This window comes from Rhizobium giardinii bv. giardinii H152, assembly GCF_000379605.1.
Lineage (GTDB): Bacteria > Pseudomonadota > Alphaproteobacteria > Rhizobiales > Rhizobiaceae > Pararhizobium > Pararhizobium giardinii.
Genome location: NZ_KB902691.1, coordinates 226,986 through 241,434 on the forward strand (window position 1 = coordinate 226,986; position 14,449 = coordinate 241,434).

15 protein-coding genes are annotated in these 14,449 nt (G+C 63.3%); 4 read left to right on the plus strand and 11 right to left on the minus strand.

The window, feature by feature from the left end; translation table 11 throughout:
- Positions 1–2: 2 nt before the first annotated feature.
- The 4 genes from A3AY_RS0122670 to A3AY_RS0122685 form a co-directional block, all read right to left on the minus strand.
- Entirely contained in the window at positions 3–1,403 is a 1,401-nt protein-coding gene (locus tag A3AY_RS0122670) for an NAD(P)(+) transhydrogenase (Re/Si-specific) subunit beta (protein ID WP_018327975.1), read from the minus strand.
- Between the two features lie 12 nt (positions 1,404–1,415).
- Positions 1,416–1,826, minus strand: a complete 411-nt coding sequence (locus tag A3AY_RS0122675; RefSeq protein WP_018327976.1) for a proton-translocating transhydrogenase family protein — start codon at positions 1,824–1,826, stop codon at positions 1,416–1,418.
- A gap of 61 nt (positions 1,827–1,887) precedes the next feature.
- A complete protein-coding gene (locus tag A3AY_RS0122680; protein ID WP_018327977.1) occupies positions 1,888–3,039 on the minus strand; it encodes a Re/Si-specific NAD(P)(+) transhydrogenase subunit alpha in 1,152 nt (383 codons plus the stop codon).
- 196 nt (positions 3,040–3,235) lie between these two features.
- Positions 3,236–3,460: an aa3-type cytochrome c oxidase subunit IV gene (locus A3AY_RS0122685; protein ID WP_018327978.1), complete on the minus strand. Its 225-nt coding sequence runs from the start codon at positions 3,458–3,460 to the stop codon at positions 3,236–3,238.
- 410 nt (positions 3,461–3,870) lie between these two features.
- On the opposite strand from A3AY_RS0122685, the gene A3AY_RS0122690 reads away from it, so the two are divergent.
- On the plus strand, positions 3,871–4,629 hold the full coding sequence (locus A3AY_RS0122690; protein ID WP_018327979.1) for a gamma-glutamyl-gamma-aminobutyrate hydrolase family protein: 759 nt from the start codon (positions 3,871–3,873) through the stop codon (positions 4,627–4,629).
- 18 nt (positions 4,630–4,647) lie between these two features.
- Here A3AY_RS0122690 and A3AY_RS0122695 read toward each other — a convergent pair whose 3' ends face one another.
- The 3 genes from A3AY_RS0122695 to A3AY_RS0122705 all read right to left on the minus strand — a co-directional run bounded on the left by A3AY_RS0122695 (position 4,648) and on the right by A3AY_RS0122705 (position 7,280).
- Positions 4,648–5,619 carry a 2-hydroxyacid dehydrogenase gene (locus A3AY_RS0122695; protein ID WP_040669113.1) on the minus strand — a complete coding sequence of 324 codons (972 nt, stop codon included), beginning with the start codon at positions 5,617–5,619 and terminating at the stop codon, positions 4,648–4,650.
- A 28-nt stretch (positions 5,620–5,647) separates the two neighbouring features.
- Positions 5,648–6,676, minus strand: a complete 1,029-nt coding sequence (locus A3AY_RS0122700) for a LacI family DNA-binding transcriptional regulator (RefSeq protein WP_018327981.1) — start codon at positions 6,674–6,676, stop codon at positions 5,648–5,650.
- A gap of 103 nt (positions 6,677–6,779) precedes the next feature.
- Complete coding sequence (locus tag A3AY_RS0122705; RefSeq protein ID WP_018327982.1) at positions 6,780–7,280, minus strand: MarR family winged helix-turn-helix transcriptional regulator; 501 nt, start codon at positions 7,278–7,280, stop codon at positions 6,780–6,782.
- A 94-nt stretch (positions 7,281–7,374) separates the two neighbouring features.
- Between A3AY_RS0122705 and A3AY_RS0122710 the strand changes: the two genes are divergently transcribed.
- The 3 genes from A3AY_RS0122710 (at position 7,375) to A3AY_RS0122720 (ending at position 10,406) form a co-directional block, all read left to right on the plus strand.
- On the plus strand, positions 7,375–8,166 hold the full coding sequence (locus tag A3AY_RS0122710; protein WP_018327983.1) for a creatininase family protein: 792 nt from the start codon (positions 7,375–7,377) through the stop codon (positions 8,164–8,166).
- A 144-nt stretch (positions 8,167–8,310) separates the two neighbouring features.
- Positions 8,311–9,417 carry a CobW family GTP-binding protein gene (locus tag A3AY_RS0122715; RefSeq protein ID WP_018327984.1) on the plus strand — a complete coding sequence of 369 codons (1,107 nt, stop codon included), beginning with the start codon at positions 8,311–8,313 and terminating at the stop codon, positions 9,415–9,417.
- Complete coding sequence (locus tag A3AY_RS0122720; protein WP_018327985.1) at positions 9,417–10,406, plus strand: WD40 repeat domain-containing protein; 990 nt, start codon at positions 9,417–9,419, stop codon at positions 10,404–10,406. The genes A3AY_RS0122715 and A3AY_RS0122720 overlap by 1 nt, the downstream gene beginning before the upstream one ends.
- A 48-nt stretch (positions 10,407–10,454) precedes the next feature.
- Here the strand turns inward: A3AY_RS0122720 and A3AY_RS0122725 are convergent, their stop codons facing one another.
- The 4 genes from A3AY_RS0122725 to odc2 form a co-directional block, all read right to left on the minus strand.
- Positions 10,455–10,898, minus strand: coding sequence for a glyoxalase superfamily protein (locus tag A3AY_RS0122725; RefSeq protein ID WP_018327986.1), 444 nt, complete (start codon positions 10,896–10,898; stop codon positions 10,455–10,457).
- A 542-nt stretch (positions 10,899–11,440) separates the two neighbouring features.
- A complete protein-coding gene (locus A3AY_RS0122730; RefSeq protein WP_026203726.1) occupies positions 11,441–12,133 on the minus strand; it encodes an OmpW/AlkL family protein in 693 nt (230 codons plus the stop codon).
- A gap of 164 nt (positions 12,134–12,297) precedes the next feature.
- Positions 12,298–12,888: a GNAT family N-acetyltransferase gene (locus A3AY_RS0122735; protein ID WP_018327988.1), complete on the minus strand. Its 591-nt coding sequence runs from the start codon at positions 12,886–12,888 to the stop codon at positions 12,298–12,300.
- 91 nt (positions 12,889–12,979) lie between these two features.
- On the minus strand, positions 12,980–14,113 hold the full coding sequence (gene odc2, locus A3AY_RS0122740) for an ornithine/lysine decarboxylase (protein WP_018327989.1): 1,134 nt from the start codon (positions 14,111–14,113) through the stop codon (positions 12,980–12,982).
- Between the last annotated feature and the right edge of the window lie 336 nt (positions 14,114–14,449).

Consider the following 14,449-nt stretch of genomic DNA (forward strand, 5'->3'; position numbering starts at 1 on the left):
GCTCAGTGATTGATCGCCTTGACGATATCGTCGGTCATTTTCTTGGCGTCGCCAAGCAGCATCATCGTGCCGTCCTTGTAGAACAAGGTGTTGTCGATGCCGGCATAGCCGGAGCCGAGCGAGCGCTTGACGAACAGGCAGGTCTTGGCCTTGTCGACGTCGAGGATCGGCATGCCGTAGATCGGCGAGGTCTTGTCGTCGCGCGCCGCCGGGTTGGTGACGTCGTTGGCGCCGATGACATAGGCGACATCGGCCTGGGCGAATTCGGAGTTGATGTCCTCCAGTTCGAACACCTCGTCATAGGGCACGTTGGCTTCGGCAAGCAGCACGTTCATGTGGCCGGGCATGCGGCCGGCGACCGGATGGATGGCGTATTTCACCTCGACACCATTCTTCTTCAGCGCATCGGCAAGCTCGCGCACCGCATGCTGCGCCTGGGCGACCGCCATGCCGTATCCGGGCACGATGATAACCTTGGAGGCATTGGCCATCAGGAAGGCGGCGTCGTCGGCCGAGCCCTGCTTGACGGTGCGCTGCACGCCATCATCGCTGGCGGCAGCGCCATTGTCGCCGCCGAAGCCGCCGAGGATGACCGAGATGAACGAGCGGTTCATGCCCTTGCACATGATGTAGGACAGGATCGCACCCGACGAGCCGACCAGCGCGCCGGTGACGATCAGCGCCAGATTGCCGAGCGTGAAGCCGATGCCGGCCGCGGCCCAGCCGGAATAGGAATTGAGCATCGACACGACGACCGGCATGTCGGCGCCGCCGATCGGCACGATCAGCAGGACGCCCAGCGCCAAGGCCAGGACGACGATTGCCCAGAAATCGAAATGGCTTTCGGAAACCGCCAGGCCGATGATGAAGAAGACGATCAGCGCCAAAAGCGCGATGTTGATCAGATGTCGGTACGGCAGCATGATCGGCTTGCCCGACATGCGCCCGTCGAGCTTGAGGAAGGCGATGATCGAGCCGGTGAAGGTGATGGCGCCGATGGCAACGCCAAGCGCCATTTCGACAAGCGCCTGGGCATGAATCGAGCCGATCTCGCCAATGCCGAAGGAGGACGGCGTATAGAGCGCCGAGGCGGCAACGAGGACCGCGGCGAGACCCACCAGCGAATGGAAGCCGGCGACCAGCTGCGGCATCGAGGTCATGGCGATCGAGCGGGCGATATAGGCGCCTGCGCCGCCGCCAATGGCAAGGCCGACGGCGATCAGCACGAACCCGCCCAGCGACGGCGTCGCCAGAAGCAGCGTCGTGACGATGGCGATGCCCATGCCGGTCATGCCGAGGATATTGCCGCGGCGCGAGGTGGTCGGATGCGACAGGCCGCGCAGCGCCAAGATGAACAGCACGCCGGAGACGAGGTAGAGGAAGGCTGCAATATTGGGTGACATCAGCTCAGGCCCTCACTTGTCTTTTTTCTTGTACATGGCGAGCATGCGCTGGGTGACGAGAAAGCCGCCGAAGATGTTGACCGAAGCGAGGATCAGCGCGACGAAACCGAAGCCGGTGGCAAGGCCGGAGGCCGAGATGCCGACCGCCAGAAGCGCGCCGACGACGATGACCGAGGAGATGGCGTTGGTGACGGCCATCAGCGGCGTGTGCAGCGCCGGCGTCACCGACCAGACCACATAATAGCCGACGAAGATCGACAGGACGAAGATCGCCAGCTGGAAGACGAAGGGGTCGATCGCCCCCCCGCTCAAGCCATGGGCGGCAGCACCCGCCGCATCCGGCACATATTCGGCTGCCGTGCGCACCGCTTCGACCGCCCGGTCGAGGTCGCCGATCGCCTTGTCGAGAAGGTCATTGGCCATCAAACATCTCCCTTGGGACGGCCGCGCTTCCCCCGAAGCGCCAAGCCGCCCTCTCCAATTTTCAAGCGGTGACTGCGGCCGGGGCCGGGACGAAATTCGGATGCACGATGGCGCCGCCATGCGTCAGCATCGTCGCCTTGACGAGTTCGTCCTCGACGTTGAGCGCAAGCGCCTTCGTCTCCTTGGACACCATGGTCTCGAGGAAGGTGACGAGGTTCTTGGCGTAGAGCGACGAGGCGGAGGCGGCGATGCGGCCGGGCACGTTCAGATAGCCGACGACCTTGACGCCCTCGACCTCGACCACCTGGTCGGCGACCGCGCCCTCGACATTGCCGCCGCGCTCGACGGCGAGATCGACAGCCACCGAGCCGGGCTTCATCGCCTTCAGCATCTCGCGGGTGATGAGCCGCGGCGCCGGGCGCCCGGGGATCAGCGCCGTGGTGATGACGATGTCCTGCTTGGCGAGATGCTCGGCGGTCAGCGCCGCCTGCTTGGCCTTGTATTCAGCCGACATTTCCTTGGCGTAGCCGCCTGCGGTTTCGGCCGCCTTGAATTCCTCGTCTTCCACTGCGATGAACTTGGCGCCGAGCGAGGCGACCTGTTCCTTCGAGGCCGGGCGCACGTCGGTGGCGGAAACCACGGCACCGAGACGGCGCGCCGTCGCGATCGCCTGCAGGCCGGCGACGCCGGCGCCCATGACGAACACCTTGGCGGCCGGAACCGTGCCCGCCGCCGTCATCATCATCGGCATCGCCCGGTCGAATTCGTAGGCAGCGTCGATCACCGCCTGGTAGCCGGCAAGGTTCGCCTGGCTCGACAAGACGTCCATCGACTGCGCCCTGGTGATGCGCGGCATCAGCTCCATGGCAAAGGCGGAAACCCCGGCGCTCGCCATGTCGGCAAGCGCCTCACCGTTGCCATAGGGATCCATGATCGCCAGCACGATCGCACCCGACTTGTAGGAAGCGACCTCGGAGGTGGACGGTCGGCGCACCTTCAGCACCACATCGGCGCTCGCAGCGTCAGCGGCAGAACCGATCCGCGCACCCGCCTTTTCGAACTCGCCATCCGGAATGCGCGACAGCAACCCGGCACCCGCCTCGACGACGACGTCGAAGCCTAGCGACGTCAGCTTCTTCACGCTTTCCGGCGACGCCGCAACGCGGCCTTCGCCCGAGAAGCTCTCCAAGGGTATGAATACGATCTCTGCCACAGGCTCTCCTCCCCGAGACGGGTTTTGGAACATGGCCAGACCGCCAGCTCTCAAAATACCCGCACATTCGATATTCGCGCAAAGCCGTCAACGGCCGGTCGCGTGCATGCTTTTCCAGGTCCGCGCCGGACGGACCAGGTGAAAACAGGCTCTTCACTCCCAAGCGCCCGCCTTCGTCAAAACTTTGGAAAGCCGATCAGCGCAGAAGCACGAAGCCGGCAATGTTGAGGAGGATGAACAGCACGAGCGCGGTAAAGAAGCCGGCGGTCGTGAAGAACGCGGCGGCCATGGCGATCAACAGCGCCACGCAGAACAGCGTTCCGAACTTCGTGGCTTCGATGAAGAAGTTGTAGGTCTTCTCGTGTTCGGAATAGTCCATCGGCGCGCCCGTTTCGACCGGTCCCGAATGATGTTCAGCCATGATGCATGTCTCCCTGGATACCATGGCACCGCACCTAACAGGCCCGCGGGCACCATGCCTCGTCTCAAAATTCATTGCATGCGCATCTACGCGCCGCAAGCTGCCAATTACGCATAGCTGCCCTTACACAATGTGACAGCTGAGCGCAACGGAAACCGGGAGGCAGGAGGGAGGCAGGCCGACGACATAAGGGACGCAAGCGAGCACCACGGCCACGCCGGAGCGTTGCAGCTCATGAGGACACCGTAAAGCAAGGCCAAATCCGACGCGTCTCTGCACGAGGGACGGAAACCTCCAGTGACAAGGAGAGTTGACTTTTGGCCCGCGCCTGAGAGCAATGACAAGAGACGTGAAACAGAGGCTTCGAGTCGGCGCGACCACGGGACTGGAGCCACAGCTGGAGACCCGCAATGCCCAAACCTGTTGTTGCCATACCGGCCGATTTCAGGACCATCGATGGCAACGTCTGGCATGCCACGCCACATCAATATGTCCGCGCCGCCGTCGAAGGCTCCGGCGTGATGACTTTCCTGGTGCCGGCGCTCGAGACCGGCAACGACACCGATGAAATCCTCGATCGCGTCGATGGCGTGCTCGTCAGCGGGTCGCGCAGCAATGTGCATCCCTCGCTCTACGGCAAGCAAGCCACCGAAGCGGACGGGCCGTTCGATCCGGGCCGCGATGCGACGAGCCTTCCGCTGATCCGGCGGGCGCTGGAGCGCGGCGTGCCGCTGCTCGCCATCTGCCGCGGCATTCAGGAACTGAACGTCGCGCTGGGCGGCACGCTGGCAAGCGAGATCCATGAAAGGCCCGGTATCTGGGATCACCGCAAGCCGGATGTGCAGGAACTCGATATCGCCTACGGCATCCGCCAGAAGGTCATCGTCAAGGAAGGAAGCTGCCTTGCTTCCGTTCTCGGGACCGGCGAGGTGCAGGTGAATTCGCTGCACCGGCAAGCGATCTCCGAGGCCGCGCCGCGTCTCGCCGTCGAGGCCGTCGCCGAAGACGGGACGATCGAGGCCGTGTCGGTCATCGATGCGAAGGCATTCGCCGTCGGTGTGCAATGGCACCCGGAATACTGGGTCGGCCAGGACCGCCCCTCATCGACCCTGTTTCAGGCTTTCGGCGACGCGGTCCGTGCCTATGCCGCCTCGAAGACGAAGAGCTGACAGTTCTGCCCGGCGCCTTTAAGCGATCTTGCGGGTGAACGGTGTCTCATCCACCGGCGTCAGCGCGGCGCCCGTCTCGAACCAGGCGATCAGATTGTCGACGACCAGATCGGCCATGGCGTTGCGCGTCGCCTGCGAGGCCGATCCGACATGCGGCAGCACCGAAACGTTCGGCAGCGCCAAAAGCGCGTCCGGCACATAAGGTTCGTTTTCGAATACGTCGAGACCGGCCGCGGCGATGACACCGCGCTGCAGCGCATCGGCAAGCGCCGCCTCATCCACGGTCGCGCCACGCCCGACATTGATCAGCACGCCCTGTGGCCCGAGCGCCTGCAGAACCTCGGCATTGACGGTCCGATGGGTGGCTTCCGTGCTCGGCACGATGACGATGATCGTGTCGACCGCCTCCGCCATTGCCTTGAGCGTCGAAAAATGGCGGTAAAGGAGACCCGGGCGCGGTGTGCGGGTATGATAGGCGATGGATACCCCGAAGCTTTCGAGACGCCTGGCGATTGCGAGCCCGATACGGCCGAGCCCGTAGAGGCCGACGGTGCGGCCGCGCAGCGTCAGCGGCGACAGGGCAAAGGCGCCTTCCCTGGCCCAGCGCCCCTGCCGCAGCCACTGCTCGGCGGCAGGCAGCTGACGCACCGTATTGATGAGCAGGCCGATCGCCGTGTCCGCCACTTCTTCCGTCAGCACATCCGGCGTGTTGGTGACGACGACGCCGCGCTTTGCCGCATGTCCGGCATCGACGCCGTCATAGCCGACGCCGAAATTGGCAATGATTTCCAGGTTGGGCAGCGCATCGATGAAATCGTTGGGGATTTTTCCCTGCACCGCGACGCCGGAGACACCGGCAGCGATGTCGGCGGTGATGAGCGCAGGATCGGCGGCCGAGACGAAGACCGGCGCGAAATGATCCGGCAGGCGATCGAGCACACGCTTGTTCATCCTTCCAGGCACAAGAATACGGGGGCGGCCTTGCGGCATCTTTCGCTCCTTCCGGGATTGGATCGGATTATTCGGTTGAAGGTGGCCGAAGCGGACCCGTCGACTGGCGAATCCGCATTTCGGGCTTGATGAGATGGATGCCGTCCGGCTCGTGGCTGCCGTTGAGCTTGTCGAGCAGGGCGCGCGCGGCGCTGCGGCCGACATCCGACTGGCCGTTCCAGACGGTGGTGAGCGCCGGCGTCGCGATCGAGGCTTCCTCGAGGTCGTCGTAACCGGTGACCGACACATCGCGTCCGGGGACGAGGCCGGCGCGGGCGATGCCGTTCATCATGCCGATGGCGACGAGATCGTTCCAGCAGACGACCGCGGTCGGTTTCTGCGGCAGGGACAAGAGATGCACCGCCGCCTCGAAGCCGCCCTGCATCGAGCGAGGGCCGGGAATGCGCAGGTTCGGATCGACATCGATATTGGCCTTGCGCAGCGCATTGACATAGCCCTGATAGCGGTCGCGGCCAGTCGACGTCTGATCCGTGCCGCCGACCATGGCAATGACGCGGTGCCCGAGGCTGATCAGGTGATTGGTGGCGAGCGAGATGCCATAGGCGTCGTCGCCGCGGAAGATCGGTACGTCGAGACCTTCGATCGAGCGGGCGATCAGCACCGCCGGCATGCCGTTGTCTTCGGCAAGGCGGATATCCTCCGGCGGCGTGCCGATGGCCGGCGACATGATGACGCCATCGCCGCCCAGTTGCAGCAGGGTCTCGATGAAGGCGCGCTGCTTTTCGACGGAATCATAGTGGTTGGAAAGAATGAACGTCTGCCGGTCGCGATCGAGTTCGGCCTCGATGGCCTTGAGGATTTCGCCGTAGAAGGGGTTCATGATGTCGTGCACGACGACGCCGATGATCCCGGAGCGGGATGTGCGCAGGCTGGCGGCGCGGCGGTTGTAGATATAACCGAGCGCCCGCGCCTGGTCCTTGATCTTGTCGCGGGTGATGGCGGCAACGAGCGGGCTGTCGCGCAATGCCAGTGAAACGGTCGCCGTGGAGACCCCAAGCGTTTCGGCAATGGTTGAGAGCTTGATCTTCTGCGCCACGTTTCCCCCTTCAGTTGCCCGGTTTGACACCGGTATTTTTAAATCCTCTTTAAACTGTTTAAATTAGCACTGCAATCGCCAAATTATGGCGCGTTCTTCGGAATTATTCCGCAGCGCCGGTGCTCTGGAGATTGCCGTCGACGACGCGCAGCAGCTTCATCAGCGTCTTGATCTGCTTTTCGCTCAGGCCCTTGGTGGCGATTTCCTCGGAGGTTTTGCCTGCGGCGGCGATCGTCTGGAGGCGGTCGCGGCCGCTGGTGGTGAGATAGACCTTGGTCAGCCGGGCATCCTCCTCGTCCGCCCGCCGTTCCAGAAAGCCCTGCGCCTCCATCCGGCCGATCGTGCGGGTCATGGTCGGCGCCTTGACGCCGAGCTTCATCGCCAGCACCCCTGCCGTCAGCCCGTCGGTTTCGGCAAGGGCCAGCATCACGCCGTCCTGACCGGCATAAAGACCGCTTTCAAGCAGATTGCGCGACAGCACGGTGCGCATGGAGCGCGCCGCCTGCACCAGCACGGAGGCAAGATCCTGGGCCTCGACGGCAACATCCTGATGCTTTTTCTTGCCGCTCTTGGCCTTTTTCTCGGCCTTGTTCTTCTTTCCCATCGGTCCTCCACCAAATTTCTTGCGCGGCCACCTGACCACTGTATGACTCGAATAATACCTACACCGCAAGTATGACCGAAGGGCTGACGCAAGCATGGCATTCCCGGCACCCCGTTGGAAAGACAATGTTTCCGATCTTCCGCCGGCCGGGCGGGAAGACTGGATCGCCGTGCTGCCGCTGGGCGCGACCGAACAGCATGGACCACACCTGCCCTTCGACACCGATACGCTGATTGCCGAGGGGCTGGTCGAGCGGCTGATCCCGCGACTGCCCCCCGCTTTGCCCGTGACTTTCCTGCCGGCGGAACCGGTCGGCTACTCGATCGAGCACATGGACGTCGACGGCACACGCTCGCTCGCCTACGACGAAGCGGTAGGACGGTGGCTCGGGATCGCGCAGAACCTGCACCAAAAGGGCATCCGCAAATTCGTCATGCTGAACGCCCATGGCGGCAATTCGCCCTTGATGACGATCGTCGCCACGGAAGCCCGGGTGCGGTTCAACATGCTGGCGGTCGCGACGAGCTGGACCCGCTTCGGGCAGCCGGACGGCTGGATCAAGCCGCAGGACAAGGCGATCGACATTCATGGCGGCGATATCGAGACGTCGGTGATGCTGGCGCTTCATCCGGATAAGGTGGACATGGCGAAAGCGGCGCGATTCGGGTCGTCCCAGAGCGATTTTGCCGAACGCTACAAGCACCTGCGCGCCTATGGCCGGCACGCCTTCGGCTGGAAAATGTCGGACCTGAACGAGGCGGGCGTCGCCGGCGATGCTTCGCCCGCAACGGCCGAGCGGGGCGAGCAACTGATCGCTCATGTGGTTTGCGGGATCATCGAACTGCTGGAGGATGTGGGAGCTTTTGATCCGTCTATATTCCGATAGCAACGGGCGGCCATTGAACACGAACTGTCGACACCGGCAAAACACGCGGAAGAATACGGGCCTGGCATTTGCGCTGGCGCGTTCCATCTCCTATATCAGCACCAACCGATGCCGACGCATCCCGAATTTTCTTGAGGTTTCCCCATGACCGAAGCATCCACCGCCAAGCCAATTCCCGTTACCGTGCTCACCGGCTATCTCGGCGCCGGCAAGACGACGCTGCTCAACCGCATTCTTTCCGAGAACCATGGCCGGAAATATGCGGTCATCGTCAATGAATTCGGCGAGATCGGCATCGACAACGACCTGATCGTCGAATCCGACGAAGAGATCTACGAGATGAACAATGGCTGTGTCTGTTGCACCGTGCGCGGCGACCTGATCCGCGTCGTCGAGGGCCTGATGCGCCGTCCCGGCCGCTTCGATGGTATCATCGTCGAAACCACCGGCCTTGCCGATCCCGTCCCCGTTGCCCAGACCTTCTTCATGGACGACGATGTGCGCGCCAAGACCGAGCTCGACGCGGTCGTCGCCCTGGTCGATGCCAAGCATCTGCCGCTGCGCCTGAAGGACAGCCGCGAAGCGGAAGACCAGATCGCCTTTGCCGATGTCGTGCTTCTGAACAAGACCGACCTGGTGACGCCGGAAGAACTTGCGAAGGTCGAGGCGACCGTCCGCGTCATCAACCCGACTGCTCGCATCCACCGGACCGAGCGCTCCGAGATCGACCTGACGAAGGTTCTCGACCAGGGCGCCTTCAATCTGGAACGGGCGCTGGAAAACGACCCGCATTTTCTCGATCAGGACGATCACGACCACGATCATGACCACGCCTGTGGCCCGGATTGCAACCACGACCACCACCATCATGATCACGACCATCACGGCCATGACCACCATCATCATGACCACGGCCCCTCGCCGATCCACGACGTCACGGTGCAATCCGTTTCGCTGCGCGGCGGCGAGATGAATCCGGACCGTTTCTTCCCCTGGATCCAGAAGATCACCCAGACGGAGGGCCCCAACATCCTGCGGCTCAAGGGCATCATCGCCTTCAAGGGCGACGAGGAGCGCTATGTCGTCCAGGGCGTGCACATGATCATCGAGGGCGACCACCAGCGCCCGTGGAAGGACGGCGAGAAGCGCGAAAGCCGCCTCGTCTTCATCGGCCGCGAGCTTGACCGCGAGAAGCTGGAACGCACCTTCAAGGCCTGCGAGGCCGCTCCCGCCGAGGCCGCAGCGCACTGATGCCGACAGTTGCTCCCCTTGATCTCGAAGGCCACGTCGCGGGCGTGGCCTTTCTCGGCGACGTGCCGTTCTTTGCCGAATCCTCCGGCCTGATCCATCGCCTCGACCATGGCCACAAGACCGTCGAAGCCCATGAGGGCCTTCTCTCCTGCGTGCGCGACGACGCCACCGATACGCTGCTGACCGGCGGCGAGGACGGCAAGGTGCTGCGCGTCAAGGCGGACGGGACGACGACCGAAATCGCCAGCGTGCCCCGTAAATGGATCTCGCAGGTCGCCGCCGGCCCGCAAGGGTCTGTCGGCTATGCCTACGGCAAGACGGCGCATGTCCGGCTCGCCGACGGTTCTGTCAAGGATTTCACCGAGGAGCGCACCGTCGAAGGCATCGCCTTTGCGCCAAAGGGCATGCGCATCGCGCTTGCCCGCTACAACGGCGTGTCGCTCCACTGGGTCGCAATGGCCGGACAGCCGACTGACCTTGAATGGAAGGGCGCCCATACCGGCGTGACCTTCTCGCCCGACGGCCGCTTCGTCGTCACCACCATGCAGGAAAACGCCCTGCACGGCTGGAAGCTCGACACCAAGCCCGGCGCCGAGACGCGCCACATGCGCATGACCGGCTACCCCGCCAAGGTGAAATCGACGTCCTGGTCTGCCAAGGGCAAATGGCTCGCTTCCTCCGGGGCGCCGGCTGCCATCGTCTGGCCTTTCCAGGCCAAGGACGGACCGATGGGAAAGGCACCGCTCGAACTCGGCACGCGCGCCAACATCATGGTCACCCAGGTCTCATGCCATCCGGTCGAGGAGATCGTCGCGATCGGCTATGCCGACGGCATGATCCTCGTCGTGCGCTTCGCAGACAGCAAGGAAGTGCTGCTGCGCCGCCCCGGCAAGGGCGCGATCACCGCCATGGCCTGGAGCAAGAACGGCGCGCAACTCGCCTTCGGCTCGGAAGCCGGCGATTGCGGCGTGGTCGATATCACCGCCTGATCTCCTTCTGCGGCAACAGGCATCGCGGGCCGCAAAGGCCCGCGACGATCACCACATCAGTTCGACATGCGGCCGGCCATTCGATGTCTTTTCGACCGTCCGGCCGGTTTCGTCGATCGTGCAATGGACGCGCTTGCGGAAGGCCGAGAAGCTGTCGAAGGTGACGACGTCGACGGGCTCATCCAAATCGAGGGTCAGCCGGTAGCGGCCGGGCTGGGCGGTGACGGCCTGGACGCCGAGGATTTTTGCCTCGAAAGGCTGGCCGAGATAATGGCCGTTGACGCGCGAGCCAAGCATCCAGGGATTGAGCGGCGGCCGGTTGCCCGCCATCGCATGAAGCGTGTTCCAGTCGCGAAAGCCGTATTGCGCGGCCAGAAGTTCGAGGGATTTCGAGTGGCTGATAGGCTGCCCTTCGGTGGCCAAACCGGCGCGGAGCCGCTTCGCTTGGTCTTTCAGGGCATCAAGGGACGGGAGCGGGATTGATCCGCGCATGTGAGGTCTCCAACATGGAGCGTGCCGTCTTTCGGAGGGAGCCCGCCTTGCCACCGTTCGCACGCCATGATGATGGACGACCGAATTGGGAACGAGAGACTTCACCATAGGCATTACGCCTGCGGACGGCCGGGGCTCTCACCCGTGCCATCGCCTGTAGTTCATCCGGACGGGGCTGTCAATTTCACCCATGGCGAAACTCCGCTCCGGAGACAGTCGGGACTCCGGAGCGGCGCTGCTTGGGATCGGCAGGCAGCGGTATCGGTTTGGTAGATGTGTCAGGCTTTGCTGCCTGCCGGCACCGGATGTTCCGGGCATTTTGCCCATCTCTCCGGCACCGCCTTCAGGACCGGACCGCGCCGGGTGGCGAGGCCGGTTCGCGATCCCGGTTTCCCGCCCTGAAGACAGGCCAAGAGTGCCACCGGACGACGGCCCGGGGAAAAAACGGCCCCAACAAAACGTCCGCCCTTCGCCAAACCGCTGTTTTGCCAAGAACATTTGGTCATGCGCGGCAGGAAGCCGTCCCCGTAGTGATCGCGCGGTCAGAAGCGGTAGCTGACACCGGCGCCGATCAGCCACGGATCCAGCTTGGCCTTGCCGGACAGCGCCGTGCCGCCAAGATTGGCCTTCCATTCCGGCTCGAGGAACAGCTTCTTGACATCGAAGTTGAGACCCCAATGCTCGTCGAGCTTGTAATCGAAGCCGACCTGCAGCGCAGCGCCGAAGGTGTCGTCGATTTTGAAGTCCGTGAACGCGCCGGCATCGGAGTGATTGTAGAAGATGGTGTAGTTCACGCCCGCGCCGACATAGGGCTTGAAGGCGCCGAAATCGGTGAAATGGTATTGCACCGTCACAGTCGGCGGCAACAGCCAGGCCTTGCCGACCTGCCCCAGTCCAGCGATGGAACCTTCGGTATAGACCTTGGAACTGGTCGTGCCGAGAATGAGTTCGGCGGCGATGTTGTCGGTGAAGAAATAGGTGATGTCGAGTTCGGGCGTGATTGAATCCGAATAGGACAGATCCGACCCTGGAATGCCATCGACCGAACCGCTGTCGTGGGTGATGACGCCAAGAGCCCGCATACGAATCATCCACGGGCTTTGCGCAGTGTCCTCCAACGCAGCCGGTGCGACCAGCGGCGCCGTCAGATCGCCGGCGTGGGTGGCAACACCCGCGAACATCAGCGTTGCAAAGGCAGCCACCGCTCCGGGTACCGTCGTCTTCATAGTCATCATTCTCTCCTTCAGCATCAAATCGGCCACTAGAACCGGAACGAGCATTTGGAGAAACGAGACGGAAACGAGTTGAGCCAGATCAAACGCCACGCCACAAAACGCAAATGTGGCATTTTGAGCACAGGAGAATTCCCGTTCGTGGCGAGCGCCACGAACGGCGTTTCTCAGGCGGCCCGGCGCAGTTTCGGCAGGGCGAGCTTGCGGCCGCTGGCGACGAGCATGCCGGCAGCGCCTTCCAGCCAGCCGTCCTTCAGCTCCAGGCCCAGGAAACGGTTGCGCTCGAAAGGGCCGGGCATGACGAGGTGCTGCGCCTTGGCGGCGAAAAAGCCGAAGCGCTCGTAGTAGGGCGCATCGCCGACGAGCAGGATGGCGCCGTGGCCGCGGGTCTTCGCCTCGCCGATGGCGGCACGCATCAGCGCGCCGCCGATGCCCTTGCCCTCATGGGCGGCATCGACCGCGAGCGGGCCGAGCAGCAGGGCATCGACCGGCGAACCGTCACGGCCGACACCGGCTTCGACGTTCCACAGCCGCACCGTACCGATGACGTGTCCGTCCGGATCGCGGGCAACCAGCGCCAGGCCCTCGGCCGGCACGCGGCCGCGGCGCAGCGCTTCCGACGACTTGCGGCGGCGGTTCGGCCCCATGGCGCGATCGAGCAGGTTTTCCCGCGCGACGACGTCGCCGGGGTTTTCCATGTCGATGGTGAAGGCATTCTGCGCGAAGAACGCGCGGACAGAATCAAGAACAGCGGCCATTTTGGCCTCCCGTACCCAATACCGTGATAAGCGGCGATGAACGAAAATTGTGAACTTGCTGCTCCGGCCTTAAAAAACCGGAGCAGGCTTGTCAGATGACGTAGGACTTCAGCGGCTCGAAGCCGTTGAAGGCGACGGCCGAATAGGTCGTCGTATAGGCGCCCGTGCCCTCGATCAGAACCTCGTCACCGATCGTCAATGAGATCGGCAGCGGATACATGTTCTTCTCGTACATCACGTCGGCCGAATCGCAGGTCGGGCCGGCGAGCACGCAGGGCTCCATCTCGTCGGCGTCATGCGCGGTGCGGATCGGGTAGCGGATCGCCTCGTCCATGGTTTCGGCGAGACCCCCGAACTTGCCGATGTCGAGGAAGACCCAGCGGTGGTTGTCGTTGTCCGACTTCTTCGAAATCAGCACGACTTCCGACTTGATCACGCCGGCATTGCCGACCATGCCGCGGCCCGGCTCGATGATGGTTTCCGGGATGTTGTTGCCGAAGTGCTTGCGCAGCGCAGAAAAGATCGCCTTGCCATAGGCTTCGGCGGACGGCACGTCACGCAGGTACTTGGTCGGGAAACCACCGCCCATGTTGACCATCTTGAGCTCGATGCCCTGCTTTGCCAGCTGCACGAAGACGCGCTTGGCATCGGCAAGGGCCGAATCCCAGGCATCGACCTTGGTCATCTGCGAACCGACATGGAACGAGACGCCATGGGAGGTGAGGCCCAGCTGATGGGCGTAGACGAGAACGTCGACGGCCATCTGCGGAACGCAGCCGAACTTGCGCGACAGCGGCCATTCGGCGCCTTCGCCATCGGTCAGGACGCGGCAGAACACCCGTGCGCCCGGAGCCGCGCGGGAAATCTTTTCGACTTCCTCGTGGCTGTCGACGGCAAAGAGCGAAACGCCGAGCGCATGCGCCTTGGCGACGTCGCGCTCCTTCTTGATCGTGTTGCCGAAGGAGATGCGGTGGGCGGTCGCACCGGCATCGAGCGCCATTTCGATTTCAGCGACGGACGCGCAATCGAAGTTGGAGCCCATCGAGGCGAGCAGCCGCAGGATTTCCGGCGCCGGGTTGGCCTTGACGGCATAGTAGATCGAGCTGTCCGGCAGGGCATGACGGAAAGCCTTGAAATTGTCGCGCACGACATCGAGGTCAACCACAAGGCACGGGCCTTCGGGACGTCGGGTGTTCAGGAAGTCGATGATGCGTGCAGTCGTCATAAGGGTATCCCCAATCAGTTAGGCTCCGGCAAGCCGGAGGACAAAGGGCATACGCGAACACGTCCTGGTACCAGCCGGTGGAGACCCCGGGACCAGACATGCGCACGATGCGCGGATGGTGAACAACGCCCCGCCAAGAGCTTTGTTCGGCTTTGTCTGCCATTGATTGGAGGGAGAACCCTACCGCACTTCCGGCAATGAAGGTGTGCCTCTTCAGTAACCCCGGCTGATGGAAAGCCGGAAGAGAACAAAAAGGCCCGCACCGTCGTTGCTTCAGATGTCCTCGCATTTTCCGGTTGGCCGGAGTAGCGACTGGAGGGGTTAATTCCAGGTACC